The 18,573-nt window shown below is 40.0% G+C and carries 15 protein-coding genes; 5 read left to right on the plus strand and 10 right to left on the minus strand.

Going from position 1 to position 18,573, the window contains the following annotated elements; genetic code table 11:
- Nucleotides 1-49 precede the first annotated feature (49 nt).
- From BMX18_RS08955 to BMX18_RS09000, 10 genes are all read right to left on the minus strand, one after another.
- Complete coding sequence (locus BMX18_RS08955; RefSeq protein ID WP_093816085.1) at nt 50-4,444, minus strand: PolC-type DNA polymerase III; 4,395 nt, start codon at nt 4,442-4,444, stop codon at nt 50-52.
- 175 nt (nt 4,445-4,619) lie between these two features.
- On the minus strand, nt 4,620-6,476 hold the full coding sequence (locus BMX18_RS08960) for a proline--tRNA ligase (protein ID WP_093816087.1): 1,857 nt from the start codon (nt 6,474-6,476) through the stop codon (nt 4,620-4,622).
- Between the two features lie 162 nt (nt 6,477-6,638).
- The gene (gene rseP / locus BMX18_RS08965) at nt 6,639-7,901 is read right to left on the minus strand and encodes an RIP metalloprotease RseP (protein ID WP_093816089.1); all 1,263 of its coding nucleotides are present in this window, start codon (nt 7,899-7,901) and stop codon (nt 6,639-6,641) included.
- A gap of 94 nt (nt 7,902-7,995) precedes the next feature.
- The gene (locus BMX18_RS08970; RefSeq protein ID WP_074564985.1) at nt 7,996-8,790 is read right to left on the minus strand and encodes a phosphatidate cytidylyltransferase; all 795 of its coding nucleotides are present in this window, start codon (nt 8,788-8,790) and stop codon (nt 7,996-7,998) included.
- Nucleotides 8,791-8,802: 12 nt separating this feature from the next.
- Nucleotides 8,803-9,558 (minus strand): isoprenyl transferase, encoded by a 756-nt coding sequence (locus tag BMX18_RS08975; RefSeq protein WP_039697527.1) that lies wholly within the window; start codon nt 9,556-9,558, stop codon nt 8,803-8,805.
- Nucleotides 9,559-9,692: 134 nt separating this feature from the next.
- A complete protein-coding gene (gene yajC / locus BMX18_RS08980) occupies nt 9,693-10,037 on the minus strand; it encodes a preprotein translocase subunit YajC (RefSeq protein ID WP_074870214.1) in 345 nt (114 codons plus the stop codon).
- A gap of 128 nt (nt 10,038-10,165) precedes the next feature.
- Nucleotides 10,166-10,990: a GNAT family N-acetyltransferase gene (locus BMX18_RS08985; RefSeq protein ID WP_093816091.1), complete on the minus strand. Its 825-nt coding sequence runs from the start codon at nt 10,988-10,990 to the stop codon at nt 10,166-10,168.
- Nucleotides 10,991-11,067: 77 nt separating this feature from the next.
- A complete protein-coding gene (gene galE, locus BMX18_RS08990) occupies nt 11,068-12,066 on the minus strand; it encodes a UDP-glucose 4-epimerase GalE (protein ID WP_074482969.1) in 999 nt (332 codons plus the stop codon).
- An 11-nt stretch (nt 12,067-12,077) separates the two neighbouring features.
- Entirely contained in the window at nt 12,078-13,550 is a 1,473-nt protein-coding gene (gene galT / locus BMX18_RS08995) for a UDP-glucose--hexose-1-phosphate uridylyltransferase (protein ID WP_093816093.1), read from the minus strand.
- A 22-nt stretch (nt 13,551-13,572) separates the two neighbouring features.
- Entirely contained in the window at nt 13,573-14,745 is a 1,173-nt protein-coding gene (locus BMX18_RS09000; protein WP_074561231.1) for a galactokinase, read from the minus strand.
- Nucleotides 14,746-14,897: 152 nt separating this feature from the next.
- On the opposite strand from BMX18_RS09000, the gene BMX18_RS09005 reads away from it, so the two are divergent.
- The 5 genes from BMX18_RS09005 to BMX18_RS09025 all read left to right on the plus strand — a co-directional run.
- Nucleotides 14,898-15,896 (plus strand): LacI family DNA-binding transcriptional regulator, encoded by a 999-nt coding sequence (locus tag BMX18_RS09005; protein ID WP_039697522.1) that lies wholly within the window; start codon nt 14,898-14,900, stop codon nt 15,894-15,896.
- Between the two features lie 129 nt (nt 15,897-16,025).
- Nucleotides 16,026-16,466 (plus strand): YwqH-like family protein, encoded by a 441-nt coding sequence (locus BMX18_RS09010; protein WP_074482973.1) that lies wholly within the window; start codon nt 16,026-16,028, stop codon nt 16,464-16,466.
- 8 nt (nt 16,467-16,474) lie between these two features.
- Entirely contained in the window at nt 16,475-16,762 is a 288-nt protein-coding gene (locus BMX18_RS09015; RefSeq protein ID WP_074482974.1) for a hypothetical protein, read from the plus strand.
- A complete protein-coding gene (locus BMX18_RS09020) occupies nt 16,759-17,457 on the plus strand; it encodes a DUF4176 domain-containing protein (RefSeq protein ID WP_093816095.1) in 699 nt (232 codons plus the stop codon). Before BMX18_RS09015 ends, BMX18_RS09020 begins: the two co-directional genes overlap by 4 nt.
- The coding region (locus BMX18_RS09025) for a T7SS effector LXG polymorphic toxin (protein ID WP_219304957.1) at nt 17,458-18,573 on the plus strand (1,116 nt) is incomplete at its 3' end. It abuts the gene before it with no gap.

Below are 18,573 nucleotides of genomic sequence, written 5' to 3' on the forward strand. Positions count from 1 at the left end.
AGCTCAAAAAAGAAGCCCTCACTTTGAGAGCTTCTCTAAAATTGGCTTATTAAAAGAAATCGTCAAACAAACTGAGTTGGTTATCTTCTGGCATGTTGCCTAGGATTCCCATTTCATCCATTTTTTCAACTAGTGTTGCTGAAACACCACCGCGTTTGCGAAGTTCCATTTTAGATAGGAATTCACCTTCTTCACGCGCTTTAACGATTTGTTTTGCAACGTTTTCTCCGAGACCATCCATAGCTACAAATGGTGGAATAAGGGTATCACCATCAATGATGAACTCTGTCGCATCACTGCGGTAAAGGTCCAATTGACCAAATTTATAACCACGTTCAAGCATTTCATTGACCAATTCAAGTGTTGTGTAAAGGTCAATTTCAACGTTTGAAGCTTCATTATTTTTACGTTTGGTTGAAATCTCAGCCATGCGTTCTTTAACGGCATCAAGACCAGCACTCATTGTTTTGATATCAAAGGCTTTGGCACGAATTGAGAAATAAGCGCAGTAATAATAAAGTGGGTAGTGAACCTTGAAGTAGGCCACACGAAGGGCCATCAATACGTAGGCTGCCGCGTGGGCTTTCGGGAACATGTACTTGATTTTACCACAAGATTCGATGTACCAATCAGGCACATTATTGTCACGCATCGCTTGAATGTAGCCATTACGTTCTTCATCAGAAATCTTCAACCAGCGTCCTTTACGCACACGTTCCATGATGGTAAAGGCCATTTTTGGATCTAGTCCCGCGTGCATGAGGTAAACCATGATATCGTCACGACAACCGATAACGGTTTTCAGTGTGGCAATACCTTCTTTGATCAAATCTTGGGCATTTCCAAGCCAAACATCGGTACCATGTGATAGACCTGATAACTGAAGTAATTCAGCAAAGGTCGTTGGATGTGTTTCTTCAACCATGCCACGAACGAAGTTTGTTCCGAATTCTGGAATACCAAGCATACCTGTCGGTGTTCCGATTTGTTCAGGCGTTACACCAAGCACTTCAGTACCTGAGAAGAGTGCCATAACATCTGGGTCATCCGCAGGAATATCTTTGGGATCAATACCAGACAAGTCTTGCAACTTACGAATCATCGTCGGATCATCATGACCGAGGATATCAAGTTTCAAGACGTTTTCGTCGATATCGTGGAAGTTAAAGTGAGTGGTTTGCCATTCAGCTGACAAATCATCGGCTGGATACTGAACTGGCGTAAAGTCATAAACATCCATATAGTTTGGAATAACAACGATACCACCCGGGTGTTGTCCAGTTGTACGTTTCACCCCAGCAGCTCCCTGTGCCAAGCGTTCAACTTCTGCTTCTGGGTACATTTTCCCGTAATCACGTTCATAACCTTTAACAAATCCGTAAGCTGTACGGTCAGCGACCGTACCAACGGTTCCGGCACGAAAGGCATATTGTTCTCCAAAAATATCACGAACGTCCAAGTGAGCTGATGGTTGGTCATCACCAGAGAAGTTCAAATCGATATCGGGAACTTTATCTCCATCAAATCCAAGGAAGGTTTCAAACGGGATATCATGTCCATCTTTCTTATAACGTGTGCCACATTTTGGACAATCCTTGTCAGGAAGGTCATAACCAGATCCGACAGAACCATCAGTAATGAACTCTGAATGCTGACAATTTGGGCAGACATAGTGTGGCGGCATTGGGTTAACTTCGGTAATCCCAATCATGGTTGCCACGAAACTAGATCCAACAGACCCACGTGAACCAACCAAGTAACCACGTTTATTAGAACGAATAACCAACATTTGAGACGCCAGGTAAATCACGGCAAATCCATTACCCAAAATCGAAGTCAATTCTTTTTCGATACGTCGGTCAACAATATCTGGTAGTGGGTTTCCATAGATTTCAAAGGCTTTTTGGTAAGTCATCTCTGCGACACGTTCTTCTGATTTTTCAAGGAAAGGCGTGTACAAATCTTTCTTAACCACTTCGATTTCTTCAAAGCGCTCAGCAAAATCACTTGTGTTCTTAACGACGATTTCATAAGCTAAATCTTCACCAAGGAAAGAAAACTCGTCTAACATTTCATTGGTTGTGCGGAAATGGGCTTTTGGTAGTGGAGCTGGTTGAGCATCTTCACCACGACCAATCGGACGGTTAATCGGTGCCCCTTGTCCCAAACTACGGACGATGATTTCACGGTAAATTTCATCTTCTGGTTCAATGTAGTGAACATTACCAGTAGCAAGAACAGGCTTGTTCAAACGACGTCCAACCTCAATCAAATCACGAATGACTTGACGAATACCTTCTTCATCTTTGATTGTTCCTTGTGCCAATAGCGGCGCATAAATGGCAGGCGGCATGACTTCGATGAAATCATAGTATTTAGCCACTTCAACAGCTTTTTCCACACCTGATGTCAAAACCGCATCAAAAACTTCACCTTCTGAGCAGGCTGTTCCTAGCAAAAGCCCTTCACGGTGCGCATCAAGAACTGTTCTTGGAATACGAGCCACACCTTCAAAATATTTAACATTTGAAAGACTGACAAGCTTGAAGATATTTTTCAACCCTGTCTGGTTTTGAACATAAATAGTTGCGTGTTTGACACGGGCTTTTTTATATGAATCTTCAGCCACCAACTTGGTATTCAAGTCCATCATGTTGGTAAGGCCATGATTTTCACGCGCTTCTTTCAAGAAGATAAAGAGCAAGCGACCAGTTGCTTCGGCATCGTAGTTGGCCATATGGTGGTGTTCAAGAGACACTTGGAAACGTTTAGTCAACGGTCCCAAACCATGACGTTTGTATTCTGGATAAAGATTTCGTGCCAATTCAAGGGTATCAATAACTGGCTGCGTGATGGTTGGCATGCCATGACGTTTATAGTTAGCATTCATAAAGCCAACGTCAAAGGTCGCATTGTGGGCAACAAGTACAGTATCTTTACAGAAATCTTGGAACATTTGAAGCACTTGTTCGATAGGCTTCGCATTGCGAACATGATTATCCGTAATCCCTGTCAATTCTGTCGTAAAGGCTGACAAATGGTGACCTGGGTTGATGAATTCATCAAACTGCTCAACAATGTTACCTTTGTACATTTTTGAAGCGGCAATCTGAATCAAATCATTGTGCACCGCAGAAAGTCCTGTTGTTTCCACGTCAAATACGACATACGTTGCTTCATTTAGCTCCAAATCAACAGGATTGTAAGCAATCGGCACCTTATCTTCAACGATATTGGCTTCCAATCCGAAAATAGCCTTAATACCATCCTTACGAGCTCTGTGATAGCCGTGAGGGAAACTTTGAACATTTCCATGGTCAGTGATGGCAACAGCCTTGTGACCCCATTTAGCAGCTGTATCAATCAACTCCTCAACCGTTGGCAAAGCATCCATGGTTGACATGTTCGTATGCGCATGAAATTCTACACGCTTTTGATCCTCTGGCATCAAATCCTTGCGGTCATGGTGAACAATTTCTTTAACATCTTGCACATTCATAGTAAGGGCATGGGTGAAATTATTGTTCTCAATATTTCCGCGAACACGAAGCCATGACCCCTTAGCAATCATGTCATATTTTTTCAACTCTTCATCATCTTTTGCCCATTTTTGCATGGCAAAACTTGACGTATAGTCTGTCATCTTGAAATTGATGATATGACGACCTGTACGAGTGGTTTTCTTTTCAACATCAAAAACCATTCCTTCAAAGACAATACGGTTTTCTTCTGTTGTGATTTCAACCATCGGCGTGATTTCGGCATTTTCAAAACCTGCACGGCGTTGTTTAGTGCGTTCTTTGAAATCAAATTTTGGTTTTGGAGCTTCTTCAGCTGGTGGCATTGACGCTTCTAGAGACTTAACGGCTTCACGGTTTTCTTGCACCGCTTTTTCCACCATGGCTTCACGATTAGTTGTAAAATCTTCTCGAAGCGCTTGAGTCATGGCTTCATCAGAAACCATGTCAACCATCACTTTTCCGAAACCAAAGGCTTCAAATTGACGTGCCAAATTTGGCAAATGATTTTTACGAAAATGGTCATTATTGACAAAAGCTGGCGCTTCAATCAATAATTTTTCACCATCATAAGAGACTTTCAACTTGCTAAAAGAGGCTTTAAAGCTGGCGCTGTCACAAGGAGCGTGCTCAAAAGCTTCTTCATAATAAGCTTGCAAAAGCGGTTGTGAGAAATCAATATTTTCTGCCTGAATATCAAAAGTCGCTGTAATATCCGCTTGCTTAAAGGTATTAACCAAGCGATAAGCTAACTCACGATAAATCTCAATCGGCAAAATCTCTGCAAATGAAAAATGGAATTCCCAGAGGCGGGATACTGAGTGTACCTTAACTTCACGAATATCTGCAGATGAAAAAGCAGAAGATTGTCGCATTTCAAGCGGCATATCGATTTGCTCCATCAATTTTTTAAATAACTCTGACATAAAACGTCAATTACCTCAATTCCAAAAATCTAACTTTCTATCCTAAGTAAAAGAGGGACATCAGTCGCCCTTTTACTTTTTTTCTATCAATATCGTCTTTCAATTTTATCATAAAAATGAGCATTTTTCGAGACAAAAGAAAAAGGTCGGGGCTAAGCCCTCGACCTAAATCTTATTAGTTTTCTTTTGTCAAAATTTCAAGTGTTTCAATAAGGTTTTCAGCGTTAACTTCGATTGTATCACCAGTTGCTTTGATTTTAACTTCTACGATACCATCAGCAGCTTTTTTACCAACTGTCACACGGATTGGAAGTCCGATAAGGTCGCTATCTGAGAATTTTGATCCGACACGTTCGTTACGGTCATCAACCAAAACTTCGTAACCTTTTTCAACCAATTCAGCTTCTACTTTAGCTGTCAAAGCTTGTGCTTCTTCGTCTTTCACGTTAACAGTGATGACGTGAACGTCAAATGGTGCCAATTCTTTAGGGAAGTTGATACCCCATGCAAAGCGGTAAGCACCTTTTGGTGTTTTAGAAACGAAGAGACGAGCGTGTTGTTCAATAACGGCTGACAAGATACGGCTAACACCGATACCATAGCATCCCATGATGATTGGCACAGCACGACCGTTTTGGTCAAGAATTGTTGCACCCATGCTTTCTGAGTAGCGAGTACCAAGTTTAAAGATGTGTCCGATTTCGATACCACGAGCGAATTTAAGAACACCTTTACCGTCTGGTGAAATTTCACCTTCTTTAACTTCACGAATATCAACATATTCTGCTTCGAAGTCACGTCCTGGGTTAACACCAGTCAAGTGGTAACCATCTTCGTTAGCACCAACAACTGCATTAGCAACGTCTTGTACTTTGCGGTCAGCAACGATACGAACGTTTTCAGGAAGGTTAACTGGGCCAAGTGAACCAAAGTTTGCACCGAAGACTTTAACAGCATCTTCTTCAGTTGCTGGGTCAAGGAAGTCAGCACCAAGGTAGTTTTTCAATTTAACATCGTTGACTTGGTCGTTTCCGACAAGAAGCGCAACAACTGGTTCTTTATCAGCGATGAATAGAAGTGTTTTGATTGTTTGTTCTTCATCAACATTCAAGAAAGCAGCCACTTCATCGATTGATTTACAGTTAGGTGTTTCCACACGTTTAACATCTTCTTGAGCAACAACTTTTGTTGATGGTTTGTATTCGTTGCTTGCCATTTCAAGGTTAGCTGCGTAGCTTGATTCTGTTGAGTAGGCAACAGTATCTTCACCTGAAACCAACCATGATGACAATTCTTTTTTGATGTCTTCTAATACATCTTCTGGAATTTCATCGATTGAAGCGATTGATTTGTCAAGAACAACCCAACGGTCAAGGTCTGTACGGTCTGGAGTGATTGCCATAAACTCTTGAGAGTCTTTACCACCCATAGCACCACCGTCACCGATGATACCTTTGAAGTCAAGTCCTGCACGTGTGAAGACTGCTTCATAAGCTTTGCGGTATTCTTCGTAAGTTTCATCCAAACCTTCGTAGTCTGCGTGGAAACTGTAACCATCTTTCATGATAAATTCACGTGTACGAAGAAGTCCGTTACGTGGACGTTTTTCATCACGGTATTTAGATTGGATTTGATAAAGGTTAAGTGGTAATTGTTTGTATGATTTAACCGCATCACGAACAAGGCTTGTAAATGTTTCTTCGTGAGTTGGACCAAGGATAAAGTCTGATTTATCGCGGTTTTTAAGTTTATAAAGGTCTTCACCGTAAGTTTCGTAACGACCTGATTCACGCCAAAGGTCAGCATTCAAAAGTGCTGGTGCAAGCATTTCAACGGCACCAATTTTTTCAAACTCTTCACGCATGATTTTTTTGAATTTTTCAATTGTGCGGTTAGCAAGTGGTAGGTAAGCGTAGATACCTGCTGAGACTTGGCGAACATAACCAGCACGAACCATAAGAGCGTGGCTGATAACTTGAGCGTCGCTTGGCATTTCGCGAAGCGTTGGGATAAGCATTTGTGATTGTTTCATAATAAAATATTGCGGTCAAATCACGAAAATAAGTAAGCCGCTTGTTGTTTAGGCAAGTAGCTCACTTATTCGCATCTTTAGAGAAGACCGTATCAATTCCTTTCTAAAAAATGTGTATTTAAAAATATGATGTACTAAATTATTGATTAGTCTTGATGTAAGTTAGAAGAAAACTCGCATGATATCATTCCAAGTAACGGCAATCATCAGAATAATCATGATGACCACGCCAACCAGAGTGACATAAGTTTCTGTTTCTTGTTTGAGTGGTTTACGACGAACAATCTCAATGAGGTTCATCAAGATTTTTCCACCATCCAAAGCTGGAATCGGGATAAGGTTAACAATTCCAAGGTTGATTGACAAGAGGGCCAAAAGATTAATCACTGATGGCAATCCATAAGAAGCTGCTTGACTTGATGCCTGGTACATAGCGACGGGACCACCAAGTTTATCCAAGCTGAAATTTGAGACAATGCCTTTCAAAGCATTTAAAATTAACATGGCACTTTGCCAAGACATTTGGAAGCCACCAGTAATCTTGTCCCAAAAGCCTGTTTTCAAAGCTGAAGAAACTCCGATAAGATAGCTGCCATGATTTTTGACTGGCTTAATATCAAGAGTCTTTGTTTTGCCAGAAGTATCTTTTACAGTCACAGGAATCGTGGTATCTTTTGAAATACCTTTTGTCGATTTGGCAACAGCCTCAGTCAATTCAGACCAATTTGAGACTTTGTATTTTCCGACAGCTAAGACTTTGTCACCATCTTTGACACCTGCAGCTTGCATGGCACCACCGTCAGTCACTCGCACAGCATTTGTCGAGGGATTCGGGACTCCACCTTGCATAAAGACAAGTAAGATGAAAGCTAGCGTTCCTAGAATAAAATTATTCATCGGACCAGCAAAGTTTGTCATCAAACGTCCCCAGACAGTAGCATTTTGATACTGCACATCAAGGGGCGCAATGCGAATCTCTGTGCCATCTTCTTCAACGATTGTGGCATCGTGATGAACTTTATATGTCTTTTGCTCATCTAGAACCAATCCAGTGATTTCTAATTTATCTTCCAAATCATAAGAAGTCACGTTCATAGGAAGAGCTGTATTATCCAACCGTTTATGTGATAGATTAATACGTGTCACCAAGCCGTCTTTGTTCAAACTCAAGCTAGCTGGCGTACCAGTCTTAATTTCAGTGGTATCATCTCCCCAACCAGCCATGCGGACATAACCACCTAAAGGAAGAATACGAAACGTATAAGCTGTCCCTTCCTTATCAAAATGAGAGAAGATTTTCGGGCCCATCCCGATAGAAAATTCTCTCACCAGAATGCCTGATTTTTTGGCAAAGTATAAGTGACCAAATTCGTGGACAATAACTAAGATTCCAAAAACAATAATAAACGTTATAATTCCGAGCATTTTGCTCCTCTCTATACCAGTAACATTATTATCCTAATAACCATTCACTAGTAAGCAAACTCCAAAAGTTTGTGGCAGCTGCCAAACAAGTCAATTAGAAAAGACCAAATAGATGCATAATTGGGAAAACAAAAATCATTGAATCAAAGCGGTCTAAAATACCACCGTGACCAGGAATAAGTTTTCCAGAATCTTTAACGCCAAAGTGACGTTTAATAGCACTTTCAACCAAATCACCGAATTGACCAAAAATACTAAACAAAATAACGCAAATTAACATAACAAAGAGATTGTGCGGAGCGTAAACAGCTTTATCAATCAACATAAAGATAAATGAAACGACAACAGCGCAAGCAATCCCGCCAAGACTACCTTCGATAGTTTTATTTGGAGAAACCTTCGGCATCAATTTACGTTGACCAAAGCGACGACCAATCATATAAGCACCGATATCAGTCGCCCATACGATAAATAAAGCAAAGAGCACTTTATCTAAGCCCCCCATACGAGCATTGACCAAGTTTTGGAAACCAATTCCCACATAAAGGCTAGCTGCAATCGGATAAGAGACATCATCGAATGAATAATCATCACAATTGATAACTGTTCCTGCCAAAAGCAAGAAAACCAACAACCCATAGACGGCAAAGTTAGAATCTATCGGTAGTGATGTAAAGTAGTTATCCAAAGGCACTGTCAAAACAAAAGCACCAAGCATTGACAAAACACCTTCAATTGAGAAAAATTCGAGATGTTTCATGCGTAACATTTCTGCCACACCAATCATTGCTAAAAAGCCTACAAAGACTTGAAACGGTAGGCCTCCATGCAATAGAAACGGCAGCATAATCAATAGGGCAATCGCCCCCCAAATCACACGTTGTTTCATGATATTTCCTTTCTAGATTCCACCAAAACGGCGATGGCGTTGATTGTATTCAGCAATCGCCTTAATCAACTCGTCTTTTTTGAAATCAGGCCATAAAACAGGTGTGAAGTAAAATTCACTATATGCTGATTGCCATGGTAGAAAATTACTAAGACGAAGTTCACCACTTGTTCGAATAATCAAATCCGGATCACGATACAAGTACGGCAAGTGATTCGTCATCAAATGATTTGAAATCACATCTTCTGTAATATCATCTGGGCTGATTTTTGCTTCAAGCACTTCTTGGGCAATATTTTTAACCGCTTCTGTAATTTCTGAACGGCCACCATAGTTAAGCGCAAAATTCAAGATAAGACCAGAATTGTGCTTCGTTTGTTCACAAGCACGTTTCATCGCATCAAAAGTTGCTTTTGGCAAACGATTTGTCTCACCGATAACTTGAACTTTGACATTATTAGCGTCCAATTCAGGGACATATTTATCGAAGAACTCAACGGGTAAGTTCATAATGAATTTGACTTCGTCCTCGGGTCGTGACCAGTTTTCTGTTGAGAAAGCATAAACTGTCAAAACTTTTACACCAAGTTCTGAACTAGCAATCGTCACTTCCTGCAAAGCATCCATACCAGCTTTGTGTCCCATGACACGTGGCTGCATGCGTTTTTTGGCCCAACGGCCATTTCCATCCATGATAATTCCAATATGATTTGGAATCTTGTCAAGGCTTACAGCCTCTTTCTTTTTTCTAAAATTAAATTTAAACATACAATTTCCTTAAAAGCATACTCATCACAATATTTTACCATAAAATAGCTATTTTTTCTCTACTTAATTGATGGCTTTTAGGGAATATTGGCATAAAAAAAGCCAGATGATTTCTCATCTGGTAATTTCTATGATTAGTCTTCACTTTCAACGGCAGTATCTTGAGCTGCTTCAGTTGTTTCTTCAACTGCTTCTTCAACAGGTGCAGCTTCAACAACTTCTTGTTCAGCTCTGTTAACAACACGTTTTAAAGCACCAAGTTCAAATGTTAGATAAACACCATCGATGTCCAAAACCATTTTTTGGTTAGCAGTGTCAACTTCATCAACAACACCGTAAAGACCACCGATTGTTACGATTTCATCACCTTTTTGCAATGCTTTAAGTTGATCTTGACGGGCTTGTGCTTGTTTCTTTTGAGAACGTTGCATGAACCAAATCAAACCAACCATAACGAGCAACATAATAACTGTTGGCATAAGAATCCTCCATAAATATAAGCTTAATGACAACTATACCAAATTCCCCTTGACAACGCAAGAAATGACCGTTAAATCTCCCAAAGTTTACTAGCGTCAGTCACCTTAGCGTAGACAACCTGCGTTTGTTATTCAAAACCTAAACTTTCATAAAGACGTTTAGCTGCTAAATTATCTGATTCAACCGCAATTTGAAAGACCTTCTCATTTTCAGCTAACAGGCTATTGATAAGCACTTTCATAAAATAAGTCCCAATCCCTTGACCACGGTAGCCTTCGGCAACTACTAAGCCATAAAGATAATTGTAAGTCGTGCTAAAATCCACCGTGCAAGAAGCAACAACTTTGTCATCTTTCATCACAATATAAAGTTTTTCAGTCTCATCAACTAGAGCTTCTTTGGCATAGCGCAGTGCAACCTCATAAGGATCTCCAAAAGCTTTTGCTTGAAAGTCTGCAATCGCTTCAAGGTGTTCTCTACTAGCTTTGATGACCGACAAATCGTCACGCTTTTCAAACAAATAGGCTTTTCGTTGTCGACTAAGCCAATACTCAAAATCATCTTCTAAAGTCATGCCAAGATTAGCCAGCACATCTGGGTGTTTTGCTAAGAAAGATTGCTCCGACATTACTGTAAAACTCAACTGATACTCTTTCATGGTTTCACGGAAAACACGAAATAATTGCTTAGCATATCCTAGACGGCGATAGTTTGGGTGAACCAAAATAGTAAGTTCTGCCTCGTCTGGCTCATCAGCATAGACTGTCAACACCCCCACAAGTTGATTCTTCTCATAAGCTAAAAAGAAAGCTGGCATCTCCTGATCAAAATTGAGATTATTCGATAAATACGGGATGCGGTGAGTCCCATCAAAAGTCTGAACTTCTTTGATTAATGCTTCTACCTGTAATTTTTGCTCTTTATCTAAACAAGGTGTCTTAATTATTGACATCATCTTTTTCCTTTTTCTAGCACATCCTCATGATGCACAAAAAACCTGAGGCACTTGCCTCAGACTATAATCATTTATTAACGGTCATTGTATCCGTTTGGATGACTTGAATGCCATGCCCAAGCAGAAGCAATGATTTTTTCAATATCATCAAATTGTGGTTTCCAACCAAGAATTTCACGCGCTTTATCTGATGACGCAATAAGGGTATCTGGGTCACCAGGACGACGGTCAGCAAGTTCTGCAGGAATTTCTTTACCCGTTACTTTACGAGCTGCTTCAAGGATTTGAAGGTTTGAAAAACCAGTGGAAGAACCTAGGTTAAAGGCTGTTGATGGGTTACCTTCGCGAAGATATTTTACAGCAAGTAAATGAGCATCTGCCAAGTCAAATGGGTGAACGTAGTCACGCACATTTGTACCATCCGGTGTGTTGTAATCATTACCGAAAATCATGATTTTTTCACGAACACCTTGTGCCACTTGCAAGATAATTGGCAACAAGTGTGTTTCAGGGCCGTGGTCTTCACCGATAGAACCATCTGGTTTAGCACCAGCCACGTTAAAGTAACGAAGTGGAACAAATTTAATGCCGTAAGCTTGGTCAGACCATTTCATGATTGTTTCCATCATGAGTTTACTTTCACCGTATGGATTGATTGGACGTTGAGGTGTTGTTTCCTTAATTGGAAGTTCATCTGGGATACCATAAGTTGCTGCAGTTGATGAGAAGACAATGTATTTAACACCAAATTCATTCATCACTTCAAGCAATTTAATCATACCAGCAGTGTTGTTATCGAAGTATTTAAGTGGTTTTTCCATTGATTCAGCAACCAATGAATAAGCAGCAAAGTGGATTACAGCATCAATATCAGGATTTTCTGTAAAGACTTTACGCATGAAATCTTGATCAGCAAGATCTCCTTGATAGAATGTCGCATCAGGATGAACCGCTGCACGGTGCCCTGTTACCAAACTATCGACAACAACAACTTTTTCTTCACCTTTTTCAATTAAACGATCAACCATGTGAGAACCGATGTAACCAGCCCCACCAAGCACTAAAATTGACATTTATTTTTCTCCTATTCTAACCCCACACTGTTCACAAAGCGCATAAAGGCTTTTTTTCCTTTTTCATCACGTTTGTAAACACCTGCATCTTCTAAAACGCGAACAAAAACGTGACCGACTTCTTCTTGTACGATATCATGTACGTTATCAGCCGTAATATCCGAACGTTTTTTAATCTCATCTGCCCAATCCTTATGATAGGCAGCGATTTCATTATACTGGTTCAAAAGATATTTTTCAACTTCTAGCAGTTCATTTTTAAGACGAGGTGGCAAAATAGCTAAGCCCATTACCTCAATTAGTCCAATATTTTCCTTTTTAATGTGTTGCACATCAGCATGTGGATGATAAACACCATCAGGAAATTCAGCAGTGGTGTGATTGTCGCGAAGAACGATATCTAGTTCAAATTGCCCATCACGTTTGCGCGCAATCGGAGTCACTGTGTGGTGTGGCGTATCGCCTGTATAAGCCACCACATCAACACTCGCGTCAGAATAATCTCGCCAAGCCAAACGAATTTTTTCAGCGAGTTCAACCAAGCGGTCTTTATCTTTGCTGCGAAGGCGAATGACTGACATTGGCCATTTCACAATACCAGCTGTTACATCTAAAAAGCCTTTAAAATGAAACTCATTGTCTAGCTCTGCTATTTCCATCGGAAAGACATGACGTCCACCTTGATAGTGATTGTGAGTCAAAATTGACCCACCAACAATTGGCAAGTCGGCATTTGACCCAGCAAAATAGCCTGGGAAAATATCGACAATATCTAAGAGCTGTTCGAAAGTAGCTTTACTGATAACCATCGGAACATGCTCAGTATTTAAAATAATACAATGTTCGTTGAAGTAAGCATAAGGCGAATATTGGAAACCCCATTTTTCATCACCTAGATTTAAGCGAATGATACGGTGATTAGCACGCGCTGGGTGATTAAGGCGACCTTGATAGCCTTCATTTTCCATACATAGCTGACATTTTGGATAAGAAGATGCCTTGGCTAACTTAGCTGCAGCAATGGCCTTGGGATCTTTTTCAGGTTTTGATAAATTAATGGTAATTTGAATATCGCCATACTGTGATGGCACCGTAAAAGCAATATTTTTTGCGATTGCAGCTACTTTAATGTAGTCATTTCGTTTGCTGAGCTCGTAAAAATCTGCGACAGCTTGTTGAGGAGATTGAGCATACATATCCCAGAAATTGCGATTCACCTGACTTGGGACAGGTGTGATGAAGTTCATCAATTCAGCACCCAAACAATCTCTTTCAGCCATTAAGTCACCAACCTTACCATTTTTCACAGCTAGGTTAACCAGTTCTTCTTTAAGAGCAATCAAATCTGTTTGATTTGTCTCTTGCTCTGCACCATCCTCGCCCACAAGGGCAAGGATGCGATTGCGCAAGTAAAACATATCATCTTCAGTATAGTCGCTAGCTTCAATCACTTTAGCGACAAAGGTATCTAAAAGTTTCATCATTTTATCGTCTTCTTTTTATTCTTTATTTTCGTGAAAGGACACGTGAACCACCAGCGATTTCAGCGATATAGAAGGCTGGCGCATATCCAATTGTTTCTGTATAAACTTGTCCAACAGCTTTTGTAAAATCATCAACTTTATCTTTAGCAACAATAGCAATACCACAGCCACCGAATCCCGCTCCTGTCATACGAGCTCCGAGGACACCTTCTTGTTGCCAAGCTGTGTGAGCAAGGGTATCAAGTTCGATACCAGTTACTTCGTAGTCATGTTCAAGTGAAACGTGTGAGGCATTAACCAAGCGACCAAATTTTTCAAGCTGACCAGCAGTCAAAGCTTCTTTGGCTTGAAGGGTACGTTGATTTTCCCAGACAGCGTGGCGAGCACGTTTTAGACGATTGTCATCTTTAATAAGGTAACTATATTCGTCAAATGTTTGCAAATCAAGTTCACCGAGAGTCTTGATATCAAGCACTTGATTAAGTTCTTCTACAGCTTTTTCACATTCCGCACGACGTTCATTGTATTTTGAATCGGCTAATTCACGGCGTTTATTGGTATTCATAATCACAATGACATTGTCACCAAGATCCAAAGGAACAAGGTCATATTCTAGAGTATTGGTATCAAGGTAGATGGCTTGCTTTTCAGCTCCCATACCGATGGCAAATTGGTCCATGATTCCTGAGTTTACCCCAATAAACTCATTTTCAGTTTGTTTACCAATTTTTACCAAATCCAAACGGTCTAATTTTAGGTCGAATAATTCTTCAGCAACAATCCCTACCAAAAGTTCTAGTGAAGCTGATGATGACAAACCAGAGCCATTTGGAATATTCCCATTAACATAAAGTTCAAAACCAGATTCAATCTTGTGTCCAGCTTCTTTCAAGAATTTGATAACGCCTTTTGGATAGTTTGTCCAGCTATCTTTTTTATCGTAGACAAGATTGTCAAGATCAACATCAATAATGCCTAAGTCATCAAAGTTAGCTGAGTAAAAACGAAGCAGCTTATCATCACGTTTACGAGCGGCGCCGTATGTTCCAAGCGTAATCGCTGCTGGGAAAACATGACCACCATTGTAGTCAGTGTGTTCACCGATTAAGTTGATACGACCTGGTGAGAAGAAAGTTGCGTCTGCGTCGCTTCCAAAAACATTAGTAAAAGCTTGGTTAAGTTCTTTAGTATTCATGAGGGTCTCCTTTTTTCTTGTTTCTTTTATGATTACGGTTTCATTTTAACCTCCTAGTTAAACTAAGTCAATAATGTTTACTAAAGTTTTACTTAAAATTTTTGTTTTTTCTGATAATGTGATATAATACTACTAAGAAAGAAGGGATACCTATGGCTACATTAAAAGATATCGCAAAGTTAGCAAATGTCTCATCAGCGACTGTCTCACGAGTCCTTAACAAAGACAAAACCCTCTCCGTTGGTGAAGAAACAAGACACCGTATTTTAACCGTTGCTGAAGAGTTGGGTTATGAAAAACACAAACGCAGCACAAACAGCAACCAAGAACGTCAAAAAATCGCTATCGTGCAGTGGTATAGCGAGCAAGAAGAGTTAAACGACCTTTACTACTACAGCATTCGTATCGGTCTTGAAAAACGCGCCCAAGAATTGGGCTACGATGTGGTTCGTTACTTTAATAACGACATTTTAACCATTTCAGAAAATGTCAGTGGTATTATTGCCATTGGTAAATTTTCTAGTGAACAAATTAACCGCCTCGAAAATCTTTCAAAAAATCTTGTCTTCGTTGATAGCGACACCTTAAATGCTGGTCACCCTTGTGTGACAACTGATTTTGATAATGCCGTTGTTAAAGTCCTTGACTACTTCATGCAACAAGGCTTTACAAAAATCGGTATGATTGCTGGTGAAGAACGTACGACTGACCAGAAAGAACTCATTGTCGACCAACGTTTCCGTACTTTTAAAAACTACGCTTACGAAAATAATCTTTATAACCCTGACTATGTCTTTGTCGGTGATTTTTCAGCGCCTTCAGGATATGCTTTGATGAAAAAAGCCATCACCGAACTAGGTGACGACCTTCCACAAGCTTTCTTTGTAGCAAACGACACCCTAGCCATTGGTGCCCTTCGTGCCCTTCAAGAAGCTAACATTTCCGTACCTGACCGCGTCAGCCTCATTTCTTTTAATGATACAGCCCTAACTAAGCAAGTCTTTCCTGCTTTATCAAGTATCACTGTTTATACCGAAGAAATGGGACGCACAGCCGTAGATATCTTAAATCATCAACTGATCAAACGTCATACCGTCCCAACCATGACACGACTCGCAACCACATTAACCCTTCGCGAAAGTACGAAATAATACACTATCTAAACGCTCTCTGCTGAGGGCGCTTTTTTTATTTTTTAAACTAAAAGTTATCTAAAAATTAAAATTAAAAAAGAAAATATGGTATAATCTAGGGTAAAAATGGGAATTAGGAGATATTTTATGGAGAAGTCATTTAACGATGAAGTTCAAAGGCAGAAAAATAATGCTGTCAACCGTGCTCTCGCTACTACTTTTCAGCAAAGAGCCAATGAACTTCAATCGACCTATAATGCTAAACAAGAAGAAATTGAGCGTTTAAAAGCCGCAAAATCTTCATTAAAAACTGCCATCACTTCTTACAAAGAAGTCAAAAAATCTATCAACTCAACCCTTGTTGATAATATGGATAATGCCAACTTCAAGGGAAGTATTCGAACAACATTTGATGGTCATGCAACAACGATTGTATCTGATATTACGTCAGACATCAGCACTCATAAAGCTAATGTGGACACATTGACTAACGAAATTCAAAAACGTCAAGCATCGCAAAATTCTCTCAGCGGTCTGATTAGCGCCTTTAATAAATCAGCTAGCGATTGCCTAGCTTTAATTCGTTGAGGTGCTTTATGGTAAAAGTTAGTCTTGATGAAAAGAATTGGAAAAGCCTCGTTTCTACGGCGGCTAATGGCATTTCAGATATTGAAGACATTAAGGTTTCTTCTATTGGTAAGACAACCTTAACACGTTTTAAAACCTTTGTTGATATTGAAAATAACTTCAACACGACTTTAGAACACTTCAAAACATATTCTGCAGCAAATGCTAAAAAAATGACCAAAGTAGCTGATAAGATTGTCGCAGAAGATAAAAAAGCTGCTAATCAAATTAAGAAGAATACGGTTAGGTTTAAATGATGAATGAAGATTTGAATACAATTTTTACTAAGCTTTTGTCAGAAAACGATGCGCTTTCTGACTTGGTAACAGATGACTTAATACAATTTGGGACATACGTTGGGGGACAATTAGATATTCTTAGAGAATGCTACATAGCTTTTTGTCAAAATCAAGAAAGCTACATCTATCAAGCATTTTTAGGTGCCCCTATCGAAATAAACTTTCATTATAAAGAAGATAATGTTATTATCACACGTGATAAACAATATAAAATCACCCTGTCTTTGGAAAACTTTCTCATTTTTATGGGATTGATTGACTTAGTTTACAGCAAGATTCTGCCACTAGGAAGTGTCATCGAACTTGATACGCGACTCTTTCCAGATCAACTCAGAGAAATGTTCTCACATACTCCTGGAGCAAAGGTGATTATCACAGGTCGCAAACTACCTGTTGCTGATAGCATCGGAAATTACGTCGTTGATTATCAAGCACAGCTATGGCCGCTTGGCGGCTTCCCACCAATCACTCCAATGACAATCACAAACATGATGATTGGAAAGGTCGTTGCGCGTGGTTATGAAGACGACTACGAAAAATCATTTAGTCAAAAATTAAAACAAACACAGCTTCAAGAAAAACGTTTATCAACGTCATTTATGACAAAAAACGAAGCTTATGCTTTCCTCAAAAAAGCTGGGGGAGGTGACTAGATGGGATTTCACGTTGACCTCGAAGAACTCCACAAGGCTGCTAACAAACTCAATCAAGAAGCCAGCCGAATAGAGACACAATTAACAGACGCAAAAAATAGCGTCAACAAAATCATCACATCTGAAGCTCTCCAAGGAAAGACCGGACAAGCTATCTACCAACAACTGAACAACGTTGATGCTGCTGTCCTTGTTGGTTTAGCAGATACATCAAAAGTCATGGCTAGTGAGTTTTCAAGTCTGCTATCAAGCTTTCACTCAAGCATCGGAGAAACTTCAAATAGCGCAGTACTAGACGAAGATTATCTCAATCAACTAAAAGATAATCTAAACAATTTCAAAAACCAACATGGAGCGCAAGAGGAGAATATTTCTAGCATCTATGCTAGTATTAGTGATTTAATCTCACTATCAGGTCCTCAGAGTAACTACGATGCAGATAGCGACACCGCAAGCCAGCTCCTAAGCACGACGATTGATAAAGTCACAAGTTTTGATAGTAGTGGAACTGCACCTACTTCTGCTGACTTGCTTGCTGCCATTGATACAGAAGTTAATCAAGTTAGCCAGACTACTGATTTACCATACACCGACAGCCAGTACCTTAGCTTTATCAGTGATGTCAATTTCGCTAAAGGCATCAAATCTGTTGACAAACAAATCACACAACAAGAAAAACTAGCTAAAGAACAAGCTGAGCAAAAAGCCCGAAAAGAATGGGCTAAGCAGCATCCCGTGGTGGCCTGGTTACAAAGTCAAGCAGACTTAGACGCCAATTTCTTTGAAGGAGCTCGAAAAACACTAGAAAAACAAAACTGGGACTTTTTTGGTGGACAACTTGACAAATCGGTAGCTCTGACAGCCTTAGGTTTTGTCGATGGTGTTTGTGAAACCATTGACCAACTAGCCCTTGGCGCTGCTCAACTTGGCCAACTAGCTTTCGAAGGGATTGAATGGGGTGGAAATACCTTATTTAAGCAAAAAACACCTCAATGGGTTAAAGCCGATGTGACTGGTGCTTGGAACAATGTGATGGCTGCCAGTGAGTTTGGCACTAGACTAATAGCTCTTGATGCAGATGCTTGGAATGCTGTTGCTAAAACTTGTGAAAAAGTT

This window comes from Streptococcus sp. 45, assembly GCF_900108865.1.
GTDB classification, from domain to species: Bacteria; Bacillota; Bacilli; order Lactobacillales; family Streptococcaceae; genus Streptococcus; species Streptococcus ruminicola.

Coding starts and splice junctions, on each gene's coding strand:
- BMX18_RS08955 (WP_093816085.1), bottom strand. CDS start 4,444: ATGTCAGAGTTATTTAAAAAATTGATGGAGCAAATCGATATGCCGCTT.
- BMX18_RS08960 (WP_093816087.1), bottom strand. CDS start 6,476: ATGAAACAATCACAAATGCTTATCCCAACGCTTCGCGAAATGCCAAGC.
- rseP (WP_093816089.1), bottom strand. CDS start 7,901: ATGCTCGGAATTATAACGTTTATTATTGTTTTTGGAATCTTAGTTATT.
- BMX18_RS08970 (WP_074564985.1), bottom strand. CDS start 8,790: ATGAAACAACGTGTGATTTGGGGGGCGATTGCCCTATTGATTATGCTG.
- BMX18_RS08975 (WP_039697527.1), bottom strand. CDS start 9,558: ATGTTTAAATTTAATTTTAGAAAAAAGAAAGAGGCTGTAAGCCTTGAC.
- yajC (WP_074870214.1), bottom strand. CDS start 10,037: ATGCCAACAGTTATTATGTTGCTCGTTATGGTTGGTTTGATTTGGTTC.
- BMX18_RS08985 (WP_093816091.1), bottom strand. CDS start 10,990: ATGTCAATAATTAAGACACCTTGTTTAGATAAAGAGCAAAAATTACAG.
- galE (WP_074482969.1), bottom strand. CDS start 12,066: ATGTCAATTTTAGTGCTTGGTGGGGCTGGTTACATCGGTTCTCACATG.
- galT (WP_093816093.1), bottom strand. CDS start 13,550: ATGATGAAACTTTTAGATACCTTTGTCGCTAAAGTGATTGAAGCTAGC.
- BMX18_RS09000 (WP_074561231.1), bottom strand. CDS start 14,745: ATGAATACTAAAGAACTTAACCAAGCTTTTACTAATGTTTTTGGAAGC.
- BMX18_RS09005 (WP_039697522.1), top strand. CDS start 14,898: ATGGCTACATTAAAAGATATCGCAAAGTTAGCAAATGTCTCATCAGCG.
- BMX18_RS09010 (WP_074482973.1), top strand. CDS start 16,026: ATGGAGAAGTCATTTAACGATGAAGTTCAAAGGCAGAAAAATAATGCT.
- BMX18_RS09015 (WP_074482974.1), top strand. CDS start 16,475: ATGGTAAAAGTTAGTCTTGATGAAAAGAATTGGAAAAGCCTCGTTTCT.
- BMX18_RS09020 (WP_093816095.1), top strand. CDS start 16,759: ATGATGAATGAAGATTTGAATACAATTTTTACTAAGCTTTTGTCAGAA.